At 52.6% G+C, this 16,122-nt stretch carries 11 protein-coding genes; 1 reads left to right on the forward strand and 10 read right to left on the reverse strand.

Translation table 11 applies throughout. The features are described from left to right. Positions 1–46 precede the first annotated feature (46 nt). The gene (locus EVJ24_RS00680; RefSeq protein WP_131438854.1) at positions 47–1,303 is read left to right on the forward strand and encodes a DHHW family protein; all 1,257 of its coding nucleotides are present in this window, start codon (positions 47–49) and stop codon (positions 1,301–1,303) included. Between the two features lie 60 nt (positions 1,304–1,363). On the opposite strand, the gene EVJ24_RS00685 is transcribed toward EVJ24_RS00680, so the two are convergent. The 10 genes from EVJ24_RS00685 to EVJ24_RS00730 form a co-directional block, all read right to left on the reverse strand. Next, positions 1,364–2,794, reverse strand: coding sequence for an MBOAT family O-acyltransferase (locus EVJ24_RS00685; RefSeq protein WP_131438855.1), 1,431 nt, complete (start codon positions 2,792–2,794; stop codon positions 1,364–1,366). Positions 2,795–2,852: 58 nt separating this feature from the next. Continuing rightward, positions 2,853–3,962: a non-hydrolyzing UDP-N-acetylglucosamine 2-epimerase gene (wecB, locus tag EVJ24_RS00690; RefSeq protein ID WP_131438857.1), complete on the reverse strand. Its 1,110-nt coding sequence runs from the start codon at positions 3,960–3,962 to the stop codon at positions 2,853–2,855. Further along, complete coding sequence (gene tagH, locus EVJ24_RS00695) at positions 3,959–4,816, reverse strand: teichoic acids export ABC transporter ATP-binding subunit TagH (RefSeq protein ID WP_131438859.1); 858 nt, start codon at positions 4,814–4,816, stop codon at positions 3,959–3,961. Before tagH ends, wecB begins: the two co-directional genes overlap by 4 nt. Before the next feature lie 13 nt (positions 4,817–4,829). Next, positions 4,830–5,627, reverse strand: coding sequence for an ABC transporter permease (locus EVJ24_RS00700; protein WP_070328534.1), 798 nt, complete (start codon positions 5,625–5,627; stop codon positions 4,830–4,832). Between the two features lie 14 nt (positions 5,628–5,641). Next, entirely contained in the window at positions 5,642–6,931 is a 1,290-nt protein-coding gene (locus EVJ24_RS00705; RefSeq protein ID WP_131438861.1) for a nucleotide sugar dehydrogenase, read from the reverse strand. A gap of 147 nt (positions 6,932–7,078) precedes the next feature. Next, positions 7,079–8,380 carry a glycosyltransferase gene (locus tag EVJ24_RS00710; RefSeq protein ID WP_131438862.1) on the reverse strand — a complete coding sequence of 434 codons (1,302 nt, stop codon included), beginning with the start codon at positions 8,378–8,380 and terminating at the stop codon, positions 7,079–7,081. Further along, positions 8,377–8,730: a hypothetical protein gene (locus EVJ24_RS00715; RefSeq protein ID WP_131438864.1), complete on the reverse strand. Its 354-nt coding sequence runs from the start codon at positions 8,728–8,730 to the stop codon at positions 8,377–8,379. The genes EVJ24_RS00710 and EVJ24_RS00715 overlap by 4 nt, the downstream gene beginning before the upstream one ends. 10 nt (positions 8,731–8,740) lie before the next feature. After that, positions 8,741–10,705: a hypothetical protein gene (locus tag EVJ24_RS00720; protein ID WP_131438866.1), complete on the reverse strand. Its 1,965-nt coding sequence runs from the start codon at positions 10,703–10,705 to the stop codon at positions 8,741–8,743. Between the two features lie 58 nt (positions 10,706–10,763). After that, complete coding sequence (locus EVJ24_RS00725) at positions 10,764–12,926, reverse strand: glycosyltransferase (RefSeq protein ID WP_131438868.1); 2,163 nt, start codon at positions 12,924–12,926, stop codon at positions 10,764–10,766. Continuing rightward, positions 12,923–16,006, reverse strand: coding sequence for a CgeB family protein (locus tag EVJ24_RS00730; protein ID WP_131438870.1), 3,084 nt, complete (start codon positions 16,004–16,006; stop codon positions 12,923–12,925). The genes EVJ24_RS00725 and EVJ24_RS00730 overlap by 4 nt, the downstream gene beginning before the upstream one ends. Positions 16,007–16,122 lie beyond the last annotated feature (116 nt).

Genomic DNA, 16,122 nt, shown 5'->3' on the forward strand with positions numbered 1-16,122 from the left:
GGTAGAATGAGTATCGGATTAATTTGAATTTGAAGGAGTCGCAACAATGCAAAACTTGAATCCTACGCCTCGGAGCACACGGCAGCGGCACGAGACGCGACATATCGTTACAAAACGAGTATTCCACAGTTTGTTAATCATCGGCTTCTTAGCCTTTCTTATAGGCGGTGCTTACGTAACGCTCACTTCTGAAAAACGCGAAGTCTCCGCCATGGAGAATCGACAACTCGCCAAAGCGACCGCCGACCTCACGTTCGAGAATGTCATGTCCGGCGCTTATATGAAGAGCGTCGAGACGTATGTCACCGATCACGTCTTTAATCGTGACAGCTGGATCAGCCTACATGCGTTTTTATCGAAAGACTTGTTCCGGCAGACCGTAAAGAATGGGATTTATGTTTCGGCTGACGGGACGATGGAGTCTCCCATGAAAGAGACGATCGACACGAACATGCTCCTCGATGATCTGTCGGTGTTCACGACGTCGATGCAGTCGTCTGGCGTCGACGTCTACTTCGGGCTTGCCCCGAACAAAGCTTCGATGGTCGAAGTCGAACCGAACATGCCTGACTATATGGGCAACGAGGCACCAGCAATCTTCAAAGAAACGCGTGACAGCTTGGCTACGGTCGAGGGAATGACGGTCATGGATTACCGGAAGCCACTGAACACGGCAGACAAATTGAGTGACGTCTTTTATAAGACCGACTACCACTGGAATATAAACGGCGCTTATCTGGCTTACGTCCAAACGGTGAAGCAGATTGCTGCCAAACATCCCGAAGTCAGTGATCCACTCAAACCCGGCGAACTCCGGACGAAGACGCACGAGCGTCCATACTATGGTTCATACGCTCGTAGCACGACGCTTCAATACGTCAAGAGCGGCGATACGTTCGAATGGATGGAACCGAAAGCAGGATTCACGCCGAACAACGTCTGTTACAACCGTTCCGAGAACTGTAACGGCAACTTGATCAACAAAAAACCGCTCAAGTCGGAAGAGACGTACACGGAGATGTATTCGCTCTTCCTCCATCGCAACTGGCCAGTCATCACGATGGACCAAGAGGCACCGAAGAATGACACGCGCACACTCATCTTGAAAGACTCGTACGCCAATCCGATGCTGACGTTGTTGCCGGAACATTTCGGTCATCTGTCGGTCATCGACATCCGCCATTTCGATGAGTCATCGATTGAAACGTACGTGAAGGATAACGACATCGACGTCGTCTTGTTCATCCATAACGTCAACCTCGGTGAGTTCATCCCGCTCTACCACGAAAAATTGAATGACTGAATACAAAGAGAGGCAGATCATCCTAAGATGACCTGCCTCTCTTTCTTGTCTGCCTATGTTTTAGAACCGGAAATAAATGAATGGGTTGAAACTGCTCGCGATAATGTACGACACGGCGAAGATGAAGATTGTCGCCATGAAACCGAGGCGCATGAAACCGGCCATGTAGTTGACCCATAGTTTCTTGCTCTCCTGTTCGAGACGGAGCACCTTCTCCCCGAACAATTTCGGAATCGGTGTCGCGGCAATCATCGCAATCAGCAAGATGACCCCGTATTGGACGAAGTAGAACATCGCCTCACTATCCCATACCGCCGCTCCATTCAAGTTGAACATGGCCGCCAAGTACGAGATGGCGTACGGGAAGTCATCCGCTCGGAAGAACACCCAACCGATGATGACGACGAACAACGTGAACGCATGGGCGAGCGGTGCCGGGAGTGCTTTGAGCCACGCCCCGAGGAACGCCCGCTCAAGCATGATAAAGATTCCATAGTAAGCACCCCAGGCGATAAATGTCCAACTCGCACCGTGCCAAACCCCGGTCAGAATCCAGACGACGGCGAGGTTACGATAGAGCTTCCACGCACTGCCACGGTTCCCACCAAGCGGGATATAGACATAGTCACGGAACCAACTACCGAGCGAGATATGCCAGCGGCGCCAAAATTCAGACACCGACTTTGAAATGTACGGATAATTGAAGTTCTCAAGGAAATGGAAACCAAACATCCGTCCTAGCCCGATCGCCATGTCGGAATATCCAGAGAAATCAAAATAAATCTGAAGCGAGTACGCGATAATCCCGATCCAAGCGAGGCCCATCGACATCTCCCCGGCGTCTTGCGAGAAAATTTGGTCGGCCACGTAGCCGGCGTTGTTGGCGAGGAGCATTTTCTTAGCGAGACCGATGACAAACCGTTGCACCCCGCTCGCAAAGTCGTCCATCGTCTCACGGCGATCATTGATCTCGTCAGCGACCGTCTGATAGCGAACGATCGGCCCGGCAATCAGTTGTGGGAAGAGCGAGATATAGAGCGCGAGGTCGAGCGGATTGCGCTGGACTTTCCCATCTTTTCGATACACATCGATGACGTAACTCATCGCTTGGAACGTAAAGAACGACACCCCGATTGGTAGAGGGATTTTGGGATCGGTCAGCTCGAGACCCGTGATGGCGTTCACGTTCTCGATAATGAAACTCGTATATTTGAAGACGGATAACAGCAACACGTTTCCAGCGACCATCGCCCCGACGAGCCATTTCGCCTTCTTCTTGTCGTCACGGTTGTTGTCGACGAGCAGACCGAACGCATAGTTCATGACGATCGATGCGAGCATGACCGTCGTATAGATCGGTTCTCCCCATGCATAGAACAATAGACTGGCAATCAGGAGCACCGTGTTCTTCAAAAAACGCGGTGTGACATAATAGAGAATAAGAACAATCGGTAAAAACCAGAATAAAAAAATCGTCGAACTGAAGAGCATGAGTTCCCTCCTTTCTCATAAAAAATAAAAGGCTGCCCCGAGGGACAGCCTAAACCCATCAACGCGTGAAGCGTTCGACGATTGCGTCGACGATGCGGCGTGACGCCTCCCCGTCCCCGTATGGGTTAGACGCTTTCGCCATGTTTTGGTGCGCCGCCGCGTCAGACAAGAGCTCGTCAGCGAGGCTGAAGATGACTTCTTCTTCAACGCCTGCGAGTTTGAGCGTTCCGGCTGCGACACCTTCTGGACGTTCCGTCGTGTCACGAAGGACAAGGACCGGTACGCCGAGTGATGGTGCTTCTTCTTGTACGCCACCTGAATCTGTCAAGATCAAGTGTGAGCGTGATGCGAAGTTATGGAAATCGAACACGTCGAGCGGCTCGATCAAGTGGACGCGGTCGAGATTGTTTAAAATCTCACCGGCCAGTTCCCGAACGATCGGGTTCATATGGACCGGATAGACGACTTCGATATCATCATATTTTTCAATCAAGCGACGGACAGCACGGAACATATTGCGCATCGGTTCACCGAGGTTCTCCCGACGATGTGCCGTCAACAAGACGAGGCGCTTGCCTTGTGATGTGATCGAGTTCAACAGTTCATTGTCGTACCCGTCTTGAACGGTCGTCTTCAACGCATCGATTGCCGTGTTGCCTGTGACAAAGATGTCTGCTTCTGTCTTGTTCTCACGAAGCAAGTTCTCAGCTGACGTCTCAGTCGGTGCGAAGTGTAGATCAGCCATGACACCAGTCAATTGACGGTTCATCTCTTCCGGATATGGCGAGTACTTGTTGTACGTGCGTAGCCCTGCCTCGACATGACCGATGGCAATCTGGTTGTAGAACGCCGCGAGTGACGCCGCGAACGTCGTCGTCGTGTCCCCATGGACGAGGACGATGTCCGGTTTCGCTTCCTTCATGACTTCATCGAGTCCGTGAAGGACGCGTGTCGTCACGTCGAAGAGCGTTTGATTCTTCTTCATGACGTCTAGGTCATAGTCTGGTGTGATTTTGAACAATTGCAAGACTTGGTCGAGCATCTCCCGATGTTGGGCTGTGACGACGACGATCGGTTCGATCCCTTCACGGTTTTTGAGCTCCAAAACGAGTGGAGCCATTTTGATGGCTTCGGGACGCGTGCCGAACACGGTCATAACTTTAATCATAGTGATTCTCCTTTTCGGGGGTGACGCGGCAAAATGATCGTCTCACCGATATCGTGCTGGTCGACGATCGTTGTGCGTTGCTCCATTTTTTGCTGTTTGAACTCCGATTGACGCTTCGAATCAAGCGTACGGAACCATTTCAAAAACTTCATGTACTCGTCGGCCACATCGTCGACGAGTCCGTACTCACGGATCTCACCGTATTCAAGCCAGATCGCCTGCGTACAAAACTGCCGAACTTGTGACACCGAGTGACTGATAAAGAAGATGGTCTTTCCTTCGTCTTTGAACTCGTTCATCTTGACGAGACAGCGGTCGGTGAACGTTTGGTCTCCGACCGAGAGCGCCTCATCGATGACGAGGATGTCAGGGTTGATATTGATCGAGATGGCGAAGCCAAGTCGTGCCTTCATTCCGCTCGAGTACGTCTTGACCGGTTGATCGATAAAGTCGCCAATATCGGCAAACTCGATAATTTCCGGGGTGATCGCTCTGATTTGATGCTTGTCCATGCCGAGCATGAGGCATTTCAGTTCGATGTTCTCCATCCCGGTCAAGTTTCCGTTCAGCCCAGACGAGATGGCGATGAGCGACGGTTTTCCGCGCAGCTCGATCTTGCCGTGCGTCGGCGGGATGACGTCCGACAGAAGATTCGACATCGTCGATTTCCCCGAACCGTTAATCCCGAGAATCCCGACGACTTCCCCAGGCGGGACTTCGAACGTGACGTTACGGAGCGCATAAAACTGCTTACCGTTCGCCCGGTTGAACAACACTTCTTTCAGCTTATCACTTTGTTTCCGGTACAACGTGTACCGTTTTGATACGTTTTCAAACTTTACTTGGTAGCTCATACGTCACCGCTCCTTAAATATAGTCAATGAAGTAGCGACGGAAACGAACGTGGATCGCCGAACCGATTAAGAACGTCACGAGCGTGAAGCCCCAGAAGTAGAGGCCGTAGCTAAGATTTTGCATGAGCCAATCCGTTCCGAGGAACATCGATCGGTACCCTTCCACCAAGTAGTAGAGCGGGTTGATCATGAGAATCGTTTCGAGCGTTCCGGTCGGTTGCCAAAAGATAGGTAGTAAATAAAGCATCATCCGAATAATTTGTGACAGCAAATTTTGAAAGTCGCGGATAATCGTGGCCAGTGCCGACGTCAAAAGTGAGAACGCATAAAGGAACGCGAGCGCACTGAGAAGCAGGTACGGCAAGAACAGGATGTTCCAGCCTTCACTGATGCCAAACGCCATCATCAAGATGAACGCGATCACGACCATCGCTACGTGTCGGTATAGTTCCGACAAGATGACGTACGCCGGGATTGTGCTGATCGGGAAGCTCATCTTTGAGACGAGTGCAATCTTCGAAAAAACGGATCGAGAACCACTGACGATGGCCGGTCCAAAGAAGAACCATGGCACAATTCCGGAGACGAGCCATGGAAGGAACGGGACATCACCAACGTCTCGACCCGCACGAAGACCGAACCCGAAGACGAGCCAATAGATGCTGATTTGAATGATTGGCGTCAAGATTTCCCACAAGTATCCGAAGTACTGCATCGAATAGCGACTTTTCGTTTCATATAGAGAGAGTCTCACAATTAAATAGAGACTCTCCCATAGTTCGATGAATACTTGCTTCGAGGCTTTGATCATAGTCGACACACAGGTTAAGCCAACGTTACTTTTCCGTTGACGTATTCGTACAAGTTTCCGTAGTTTACAACCGCGAGGTCGCTGTCATCAGCCTTCACGATATTACGTGTATCAAAGATCATCGGGCGACGCATCGCTGCGTTCAACTCGTTGAAGTCGAGCGCTTTGAACTCGTTATGGTCAACGAGGACGAGAACGATGTCCGCATCTTTGATCGCTTCTTCTTTCGAGACGAGATCGAAGTGTTTCGACGATGAGACTTCAACGTGTGGATCGTGGACGGCGACGTTCATGCCTTGCTCGAGCATCAATTCGATGATCTCAACAGCTGGGCTTTCACGCATGTCATCAACGTTCCCTTTATACGTTACGCCGAACGCGGCGATTTTTGCGTCTGTTTGACCTGACACAAGTTTTTGAACGTTTTCGACGACGTATGCCGGCATCGAGACGTTCGTGTCACGTGACAACTTGATGATTTTCGCGAGCTCTGGTTGTTTCGCGACGATGAAGTACGGGTCGACCGCGAGACAGTGTCCACCGACACCTGGTCCTGGGCTGTGAAGATTCACACGCGGGTGTTTGTTCGCCATTTCGATCACGTCGAGGACGTTGATGTCGAGGGCGTTACACACTTTCGCAAGTTCGTTCGCGAGTGCGATGTTGACGTCACGGAACGTGTTTTCCATCAACTTCGACATTTCAGCCGTCTTCGCGTCCGTCTTGATAATTTCACCTTTTACGAACGTACCATATACTTTAGCACCGGCTTCAGCGCATTCTGGCGTGATGCCGCCGACGATACGGTTGTTGTAAACGAGTTCATGCAGAATTTGTCCTGGGAGGACACGTTCTGGGCAGTGCACGAGGAAGATGTCTTCACCGACGATGAAGCCTGCTTCTTCGACAATTGGTTTCACGAAATCATCCATCGTACGCGGCGCGATTGTCGACTCGACGATGATGACGTTGCCTTTTTCAACATATGGCAATACTTTACGTGTTGCATCCAACACGTATGTGAGGTCACAAGACTTATGCTCGTCATCGTTGTTCGGTGTTGGAACGGCGATGATGAATGCATCTGCTTTCTCTGGCTCGAGCGAGGCACGGAACTTGCCTTTGGCGACGACTTCTTTGACGACGTCTCCGAGGCCCGGTTCTTCGATGTGGATTTCACCACGATTCAATTTATCGACGACTGACTGATGGATGTCTACGCCGAGTACATCGACACCGTATTGTGCGAAGACTGCAGACGTTGGGAGTCCAATATATCCTAATCCGATTGTACATACTTTCATAGTTGAGCTTACCTCCATAGATGTTAGTGACACTGGTCACTGAATATTGCTTAACATTTCACTTTATTTAAGAATTCATCAAAAATCAAACCCATTATACTCCTGATGTGAATTGATAAGCAATTACATTTTAATGACAAAACGGGATTACGACGACGGAACCGCTCGCACGGTCGTACTAAGCACAAATTCTGTGCTCAAGGAAGCCGCCCGCACATCCCCTAAACTATAACAAACTTCAGGCAACAATGACCAATTCGACACCGAAGCCATGTTAGCGAACGTCAGACGACGGAATACTTCCGGACTGACAGCTTCGGCAAGCTTACCTCGAGTGAACGGACTAAGCAAGTAAACACGGAGAATCGTGTCTTTCGGATATTCCGAGACGAGTCGTTCGACGTTCTCGAGCTTTTCCCCGAGAACTAGTCCAACCGTTGCCGCGTGTTGGTTCAAGATGCTGTATGAGAAGTACGGCAGGTCGCTCTCGACGACAAGTTGATGAATGGCCCCGCGCTCCTCAGGATGATCTTTGAAGTACAGGCTCATCATCGATGTTTGGGCATCAATCTTGCGCTCGATGAAATGGCGCGACGCGTCATTCGCGTTCATAAGCAAATCGCTAAGCGACTTGATGACGGCGAGGCGTTGTCGAATCGAGAACTCACGGCTCACTGCCTGCCGAGATACTGAATTGTCTCTCACTTGGCGGAAATAGACGGCGTCCGTGCCGCTCGGCAGCAGCGTGACGGCCGGTTGATAGGTCGAGAAGAGCGTCGAGAAATACACGACGTCTTCTCCGCTGCGAAGCGACGGTTCGTAACGGACTTGTTTCGCATACACCGCTGGGATGAGTTTGCAGGCGTTCAGCGTCAACAGCTGTGCCATTTGTTCGTACGACCAGTTACCTCCGGCGAGTCGCTCAAACTCACGATGGAGCGGCGAGACGAGTACGTTGCCCTCGGGATCGAAGTCTTGAATATCGGCGATGACGACCCGGTCCGGCAACGCCTCGTTTAATAGTCGTTCCAAGTAGGTCGGGCTGAACGTGTCGTCCTCGTCCAAGAACGTCACGTATTGACGCGTCACCGTCTCGAGTCCTCGATTTCGGGCGATGCTCACGTTCGCTTCGTCTTCAAGCAGACGATGCACGGTCACGTCACGGCCAAACTGCCGACTCGCCTCAAGCAACGTTTCGTTCTTGTCTCCATTGAAGACGAGCACCCATTCGATGAGCGAGGCGTCAAGCGTCTGGGCCTCGAGCGAGGCGAGACATGTCGCGAGCAGCTCTTCCGAGTCATGAGAGGCCACGATGACACTGATTCCCCGTTCGACCGGATCGTCAAACCATGGCGGAAGTTTGACCGATTCGAACGTTCGATCGACGAATCGGTTCCACGCTTTCTTCTCGGCTACGATTTCAGCTAACAGCTCATCGTAGTGACTCATGATGGCTTACATTCCTGCTCGAGTTTCGTGACGAGTTTACCCGCGAACGGGATTGATTTCGCCCGATTGACCACATCTTGCAAACGCTCCACTTGACTAGTCAACTCTTCGACTCGCTGCTTTTCCTTCATCGCTTCTTGTTTCCACTTGTCCGTATTTGCTTTCGCTTGGCGGATTTCTCGTTCAAGCTCTTTCATTTTTTGGACGGTGTTCTCTTTGCCGCGAATATGCTTCGCGCCTTCTTCAAGCACGTCTTGCTTCACCGTTTCGATTTGGTCTGTCAGTGCATGTAACTGTTCCCGCAAAAATGCGTTCTCACGTTCTACATATTCAACTTGTTGACGGTCCATGACGATTTCCTCAGCTTTCTATGACCCACGACCCCATCCTCACTTGGACGGTGTGTTGATTGTTTTGGAATTTAATCGCTAACTTGACGAACTTGGCCTCGACTTCTTTCGGCAAACGGTGGCGGAGCGTGTTCACGCCGGGACGGAGTTCATGGCTGAACGCCGTCTTCTTCAAATTCTTTTTCGCGTCGTATTGCATGACGTATAGTTCGATCGGTGTCGTCTCGTCAGACACGAGTTCGATCGTTCCTTCGATGTTTATATAAGGGGCGCTACCGAGTGTCGCATTTTTTTGGAACTCTGTCGATGGCGGCGCACTGAAGCTCTGGTTGAACAATTGTACGTAACCGTTCTCCCCGCCGAGCGGTTTGACTTCGATATGGGTGGCAAACCCTTCTTCACGCATGTTGAACAGTTCGGCGTTGAACGGGATGAAGTAGTGATAGATGAACGGCTTGATCGTGACGCTGCGCGGCTTGTGCGCCTCCGGAATCATCAACTCGACCGTCTCCGGTTCGATTTCCGAACCAGACAGGCGGACCGACCAGTTTTTAGCCGTCCAGTCGTTCCAAAGTGAGACGTAGCCATGGTCTGGCGTCTCGCTCGGTTGGAAAGCCTCAGTCACGCCTGATTCGACACCAAGCAATTCATTCATTCGCTTCACTTGAGTGGATGCGGTCGCCTCAAGCATGAGCCGCCAGTTGAGCGGCGTCGGTACGACCGTCGGCAGCAGCGGTGCGTCACTCCAAGCGAACGTCTCCTTGACGAAGTGGAGCGGCTTCGTACCAAATAGCTCCTCGAGCGCAACTTTGACGAGATGACCTTGGCGGCGCAGTTCGTATGGCGCTTCGAGGATGTGACGCAAGACGTCGCGATCGAAGAGCGGTTGCAACAGCGTCATCTCACCCATGAACCCACGCCGTGCGTAAGCATGGAAATGTTCGATTTTCAAATGGAACCAGACCGCTTCGAGCCGGCCGTTCCAATCGCGTTCCGGTTCTGCGTCGAATAGGCGGTCGAGCATACCTTCAACTTGTTCGCGTTCCGCTTCACCAAATCCTTCGAATGCACGAATCGCTTTACGTGATAATTGTTGCTTCGCTTCGTGCTCATCCATGTTGTCTTTCAAAAACACGTGTTTCCCGTACAACCAATCCGTCCCGTGTTTCCCAACCTCGACATAGTCAAGGTCGACGGCTCTACCGGTCGGGATGCTCTCATAGGCAGTCAAGTTGCCGTCTGTCGCCTCATAGGAAGCAGAGATCCGTTTAGAGAGCGACAACGCGAATGTCGCCTCGGCGGCAGCCGTCTCGGCGAGCTCGATGTCGTCGAACAAGTCGCGTGCGACACGCGCCTCGTTCCCTCCCATGTCAGGTACGTGCAGCGTCACGTTTTTTCCGGCTTCGAGATAAAGTTTTGTGAGCAACACGTCGAGCGCTGACCCAGCGAACGGGATATTGACGGCTTGCATCGGTACGTTGACCGCGTTTCGAAGCGCCGTCATCCACGAGTCGACAAAATCGTCGCGGAGTTGTGGCGTACTTTGCGGAAGTTCGTCCCACGTGTCGATCAATATCGCTCCGTCACGCACCGTCAATCGTTCGCCCGCTCCGAGACGTTTGACCCCTTCGAAGCGAGTCCCGTCCCCAAACACATGCCCAATGAGGCGCATCTGAGAGACAGCCTCTGCGCGAACGGCCGTTTTCCCGGCTAGCTGTGCCACTTCTTCAAGTGACGTCCCGACGACGACCGGACTTTCTGAATAGTAGACCGGGATCAAGTTATTGAACGGGACGGCGACGCTGAACTGTTCGTCTAACGTGAACGAGATGTTCATCCCGTTCGGTTCGTCTCGTGACTGATCGTACATACCGAGACGAACGTCGAGCGGCGTCTCCGAGACGATGTGTGTCAGACCGTCGCGGCGCTCGAAATCAAGCGTCTGACCAGTCGATTCATATATAAAATGGCTCATAGCGTATCTCCTCAAAATAATTTCAAAACAAGCAAACCCGGGATGACCGGGCTTGCTTTTAGTGTTTCCGATTCAATTCTATCAAAAGGAGCTGTTCAAGCTTCGGTGCGAGCGTCTCGATGGCGAAATGATGATGTGCGTAAGCCATATAGTCTTGTGTCGCTGCGAGTAGCTTGGCTGCATCATCCCGGAACGATCGGATGATGTCGACGCCGTCTAGCACATTTTCCATCAGCACCTCGTCCGGATAAATCGTCTCGCTCCCCGTCCAATGGCGGATGATCGGGAACGTTCCCGACGTCATCGCCTCTGCTGGCGCAAGATGGAAGCTCTCAAGGTCACTCGTCGATAAGATGAAGCCGATTTTCGTCAGCCATTCCGGAACATCATCACCGTGACCGTCGAAGACGACACTGTCCTTGAACGTCGGTTCCTCGAGTCGTTCGAGCAGACGATCATAATAGGCGCGCTCGTCTTCCCGTTTGTTGATCCAGTAAATCTCGTTCGGATGATGCCCTTTGATGAACAGCTTGTAGCGCGTGTCTTCCTTGCGGAGCGTCTCGAGCATGTCGAGCGCGAGATCAAGTCGTTTCAACTTCGGATTGACCCCGATCATACCGAGGTGGAACGTCAACTCGTCCAGCTGTTTCGGTTGGATGAGACGCGTCCCATCGACCGCGTTGTAAATCATCGTCATCTTATGACGCGGGATCCGGAACAAGCGGTACATCTCTTCGAGCATATACGGCGACACGAGGATGATCCGGTCGATGTTGTGAAGGTTGTACTCCCGCGGGAACGGCGTCTCTTTCTCTTGACGGTGGATGCGCACGATCATCGTCTGGTGTGGCTTTTTATGGTGCGAATACCAGACCGCGTTACCGAGACCCCACTCACAGAAGATGACATCGGCCTGGTCTAGGCACGCCTTACTGTGATTCACGTCATGGATTTTGTGACCTTCCCACTCGTCAATCAAGACGTTGAAGCGCGGATGGCGCTCGAAGTAGTCCATGAACAGACGCAGGAATTTGAAATCGTGTCCGGCGAAGAGCAAGTTGATCTTCTTCATCCCCCACAGTTCATCGTGGAGACGTTTATACGTGTTCGTGAACGTATAATACTGCGCCATCTCATAGAGGCGACTCGCCGCATCACGATAGACACGTTCATCTGTGAGCGCGAGCTTCGCCTTCTCGATGAACTCGTCTTCCGAATTGACGAATAGCGGATAGTCCGCACCGAGGATGAGTTCGTGCATCGGGTTACGGTTCAACAGCACCGGTTTTCCGAGCGATCCGTACTCGAGCAGTTTCGTCGACAGTTCAAGACTCGCGTCGAGCTCCGGATGACGCCACGACACACCGATCGCACTCGAGTCGATCAACGTCTCGACATCGGCGCGTGGAATCCCTTTCAACCAATGGACGCCGTCATCCGCCTTCAAGCGGGCGAGTACGTCTCGTTTAAAGTTCGGGTTGTTCGGGTCTTGATTGAACTTGTCGCCGGCGACGTGGAGTTCGGCCGGGTAGTCGGCCCGAAGCTTCGCGAACGCGTCGAGAATCTCCGTCGAATACCATAGCGGGGCGAACTTGCCCGTATAGACGAGGCGATCGTTCGGTTTCGTGAACGTCGGCGTCTCGTCTTTCACGTTCGGGATCATCGGGTTCAAGATGAGGAACGGCCGGTCCGTCGGCAGGAACGATTCGAAATACGTCTTCATCGCCTCGGTCTGACAGAGCATGCGCGCCGAACGCGACGCGATCTGCTGCAAGCGGGCGAGTTCTTCTGCCGACGCCTGCGTATGGTCGTGTGTGAAGTCGGTGATATATGTCCACGTCTTCGCCATCGTCCGTTCATACTGTGACAAGTCGTAGGCCAGCTGGAAGCCACGGATGAATGACATGTCGTAGCCGCCCGTCGTCATCAACTCGTCAATCAGCCCGGCCGCTTCGTCGGCTTGGAGTACCCCGCGCTCGTAGTACGGCGCGTCTTGTCTGCCTGAATCTTTGGCGAACACATCGATGAAGCGGACGTTCGGCAACTCACGGATGCCGGCCGTCACTTCCGGTTTTGTGATCGAGCGCTTCAGCAGCACGTCGACTTGAATCGATGGGTCTTGGTTCAACATCGAGACGACGGACGTCAGCCAAATGGCCGACCCGTCGATCAAATTTAAATTGACATCCCCGTAGACGAGGACGCGAAGTGGTGTCGTCATAATTGTACCTCCTGAGCGACCGCTTTTGGCATATCGCTCCCTGCTTTCACGTATTGATACGGGTCTGTACTGAAAATCCGTTCTCCGGACTGAGCGAGCTCTTTGAGCGTCTCGTCTTGTTTTAAGACATCGAGCGCTTCAAGGACGCTGTAGAAGCGGAGCACATCCGGCTTCATGATCGAGCGCGACGGGGTCGCGTCGAAGACGTAGCGGTACGTGCCGTCCGAGTCAATCTTCTCGAGCCCGTCTTTCCAGACGAAGTAATCTTCTTTCGTCAAGATGTTCGAGTCCGCGTAACGCGTCGCGAGCATGTAGTCAGACACGTACGCCGGTCCGTAATAGTCACTCGGACGGATGAACGCCATCCAGTCGAAGCCTTCAAGAATCTCAGACAAGGCGTTATATTGCGTCAAGTAACTGAGCATGAACGTCGAGATGTCCTCGGTGTTGTAAGCTTCATACAAGTCAAGATGCCCCTCGAACTTGTCGAGGAAGACGACGAGGTGTTTATGCTCATAGTCTTGCGCGCGGAACTTCTCGACGGCGCGGTCCATCTCGTCGGTTGAGCGGACGAACGCGACGAGCGCGACTTCCGGGTGATCGACACGATAAGGCAGACCGATATTGCCGACGACTTGGGCGAGACGTTGTGTGTACGTGTGGTACTTGAGCACGTGTCGCATGCCGCCCATGGCGACGTCTTCATAGAAGCTGTCGTCCGTGAGCAGTTTGCGGAACGTCTCTTCGAGCATCTCGTCGCCTTCGTCTAGGAAGACGTAATCCCCGAGCATCTGCTTGACGCCGACAGAGCGCGTACTGACGACCGGCGTCGCACAAGCGAGCCCTTCGAACACGCGGCGTGAGAACATCGTCGGTGAATCGTTCACCGAGTTGACGTTCAGCATGACTTTGAAGCCTTTATACGCTTTAGCGATTTGGTTGTACTTCAAGCTGCCGCGGATGGATTTACGGAACTGCTCCGGGAATTGGAGTTGATCCGTCTCACCGCGTTGGTTCATTTCATAGTTTCGGTCATAGATGACGAGGCCGTATTTATCAGCCGCCGCGAACAAACGATCCATATCGATACGGCGCGATTCGTGACGGTTTGCGTAATACGAACCGGCGAACGAGGCGTACGGTTCGCGTGTGCCCGGCAGACGGATCGGATTATGCTCTTTCGGCTGCGCCGCGAACGGCAAAGCACCGACCCGGTCATGTCCGCAGTCTTCTTTATAGTTATCGAGAATGTTCGCATCCGTCGTGTAGACAAAGTCGAACCGTTTCGCCGTCTCGATGAAGCGGTCATAGTGAATCGGGTCTTCTTTATTCCAAAACACGGTCGGCACGTTGTTGACGCGACACCAGTCGAGGAGCGCGTCGAGCTCTTCCCACGTGTTCGTGCCGTATTTGACGATTTTCTTCTCCCACGTCTTGTCGTTCCCTTTCCAGGCCGATTCGACCATGAGGAAGTCCGGTTGACGGTCGGCGAGAACAGCCGGCCAATCGTCCGGCGAGAACGTGATCAGTTCACATTCAGGGCGATACGAGGCGGTCGTGAACTCATCAAAGATGGCTGCGACTTTCATCTCGTGAAGCTCGCGTGGTTTCGCTTCAAACAGACGGGCCTCGCGTGGGTCGATCCACTCCGGCACTTGCGTCCGGTCCGTGATGATTTCTTCGGTGACGCGGATGTTCGTGACGAGCGTTTCGCCAGTCCCGTCGACGCGGAGCGCGAAGCGCAGGTAGCGCACGTCTTTCCCGAACTCGAAAATCTTCTCGCTGCCGAGCTGTACTTGCTGCATCGACAACCGCTCAGTCAACGAATACGAGATGATGTAGAGGACGACACCGGTGTTCGCATCGAGCTCACCGTCGACCGTCACACGGTAACGATGGTTCGGTCGGACCGTATACGGTTTCTCTTTCGGAAGGACCGTGAAACGGTTGTTCGTCTCCATATACGACACGTAGCGGCGCACGTCCGGCTCGACATCGAGCACGAGACGGAGACCAGACGGATCTTGTTTTAACTTGATTGATTCCGGTGTCGGGATCGTCCAGAACGTCGGGTCAAGGTCGAACGTCTCGGTACGGCGTACACTGTTCTCACGGATGACGCCGAGCTTCAAGTCTGAGAGTGTACCGTTGCCGTGGAAACGGACGAAATAGCGAACCGAATCATGGCTCGGTGTAAGACTCAAGACGTTACTGAAGCCGAGCGGGACCTCGATGAGCTGGTCGCGCTCACCGTGGGCATACGTCGCGACGAACAACGTCGCTTTCGCCAGCTCTTCGGCTTCTCCTTTTAAATAGAAACGATAGACGTAATCGTCCATATCGGCGAGCGAAAAATCGATACCGCGTTCGGTGTCGACGTGAGGGAGCGCTGTCTCGAGCACACCGTAGTGCTCGTATTGGTTCCCTTGCCCGCTGACACGAATGAGTCCGCCATCGATCTCAACGATTCGGCTAAGCGGCGAGATGAGTTCGAGCGAATCCACATCTAAAGGAATCATCGCGTCAAAGTCGGCGTCTGCCACCGCACTGCTCATGCCTTCGACGTTCCAAAGCGGCTGTCCGTCAATCAGCAGTGATTGAATTAAAACTCGGCCTTTCCCTTGCGTTTGAATCACAAAGCGCGTTTTCGTTTCGCCGTCTAAAAGCGAGACCGTCGTGCGAACACCGTCTCCGACGCGAACGACACGCTTTCGTTCTTCATCGCTATAAATCATGACGAGCAATGTGACTTCGATGTCACCGCTCTTCTCAACGTTTAAACTCGCGTCAAACTCACGGATTGACGGGTTGAGCTGAAACGAATTCGCACCAGGTACCGTCCGAAACGACGAGGCGCGCTCACCGTATGATAAAAATTGCTTTTCAGCCATCGTAGAAACGAGCGCCGCACCGTCAACTTCATAGTTCGCAGACGTCCGAGCGTGCCAAGACGGGACGATTTCGACGAACTGTCTCGTTTGCACTTGCGTCTTCGTTCCTTTCATCAACCGACGGCCGATTCGTTTGCCGCGTTGCATGCCTAAATAGACACCACGCTTCACTTTTCGTTTCCAACTCATGGGGGGTTCCTCCAAATTCATAATGGCATCGTTTTCTCTTTAGCCGATGCCCTGTTATTTGAAACATCTCGTTTCGACACCTATTGATTATAGCAAACGCTCAATTCAAAAGGCAA

Origin of the sequence: Exiguobacterium sp. SH1S21 (assembly GCF_004337175.1) — a bacterium.
In the GTDB taxonomy this organism is placed as follows: Bacteria; Bacillota; Bacilli; order Exiguobacteriales; family Exiguobacteriaceae; genus Exiguobacterium; species Exiguobacterium aurantiacum_A.

Coding starts and splice junctions, on each gene's coding strand:
- EVJ24_RS00705 (WP_131438861.1), bottom strand. CDS start 6,931: ATGAAAGTATGTACAATCGGATTAGGATATATTGGACTCCCAACGTCT.
- EVJ24_RS00730 (WP_131438870.1), bottom strand. CDS start 16,006: ATGAGTTGGAAACGAAAAGTGAAGCGTGGTGTCTATTTAGGCATGCAA.
- wecB (WP_131438857.1), bottom strand. CDS start 3,962: ATGATTAAAGTTATGACCGTGTTCGGCACGCGTCCCGAAGCCATCAAA.
- EVJ24_RS00685 (WP_131438855.1), bottom strand. CDS start 2,794: ATGCTCTTCAGTTCGACGATTTTTTTATTCTGGTTTTTACCGATTGTT.
- EVJ24_RS00710 (WP_131438862.1), bottom strand. CDS start 8,380: ATGAGTCACTACGATGAGCTGTTAGCTGAAATCGTAGCCGAGAAGAAA.
- EVJ24_RS00680 (WP_131438854.1), top strand. CDS start 47: ATGCAAAACTTGAATCCTACGCCTCGGAGCACACGGCAGCGGCACGAG.
- tagH (WP_131438859.1), bottom strand. CDS start 4,816: ATGAGCTACCAAGTAAAGTTTGAAAACGTATCAAAACGGTACACGTTG.
- EVJ24_RS00725 (WP_131438868.1), bottom strand. CDS start 12,926: ATGACGACACCACTTCGCGTCCTCGTCTACGGGGATGTCAATTTAAAT.
- EVJ24_RS00715 (WP_131438864.1), bottom strand. CDS start 8,730: ATGGACCGTCAACAAGTTGAATATGTAGAACGTGAGAACGCATTTTTG.
- EVJ24_RS00720 (WP_131438866.1), bottom strand. CDS start 10,705: ATGAGCCATTTTATATATGAATCGACTGGTCAGACGCTTGATTTCGAG.
- EVJ24_RS00700 (WP_070328534.1), bottom strand. CDS start 5,627: ATGATCAAAGCCTCGAAGCAAGTATTCATCGAACTATGGGAGAGTCTC.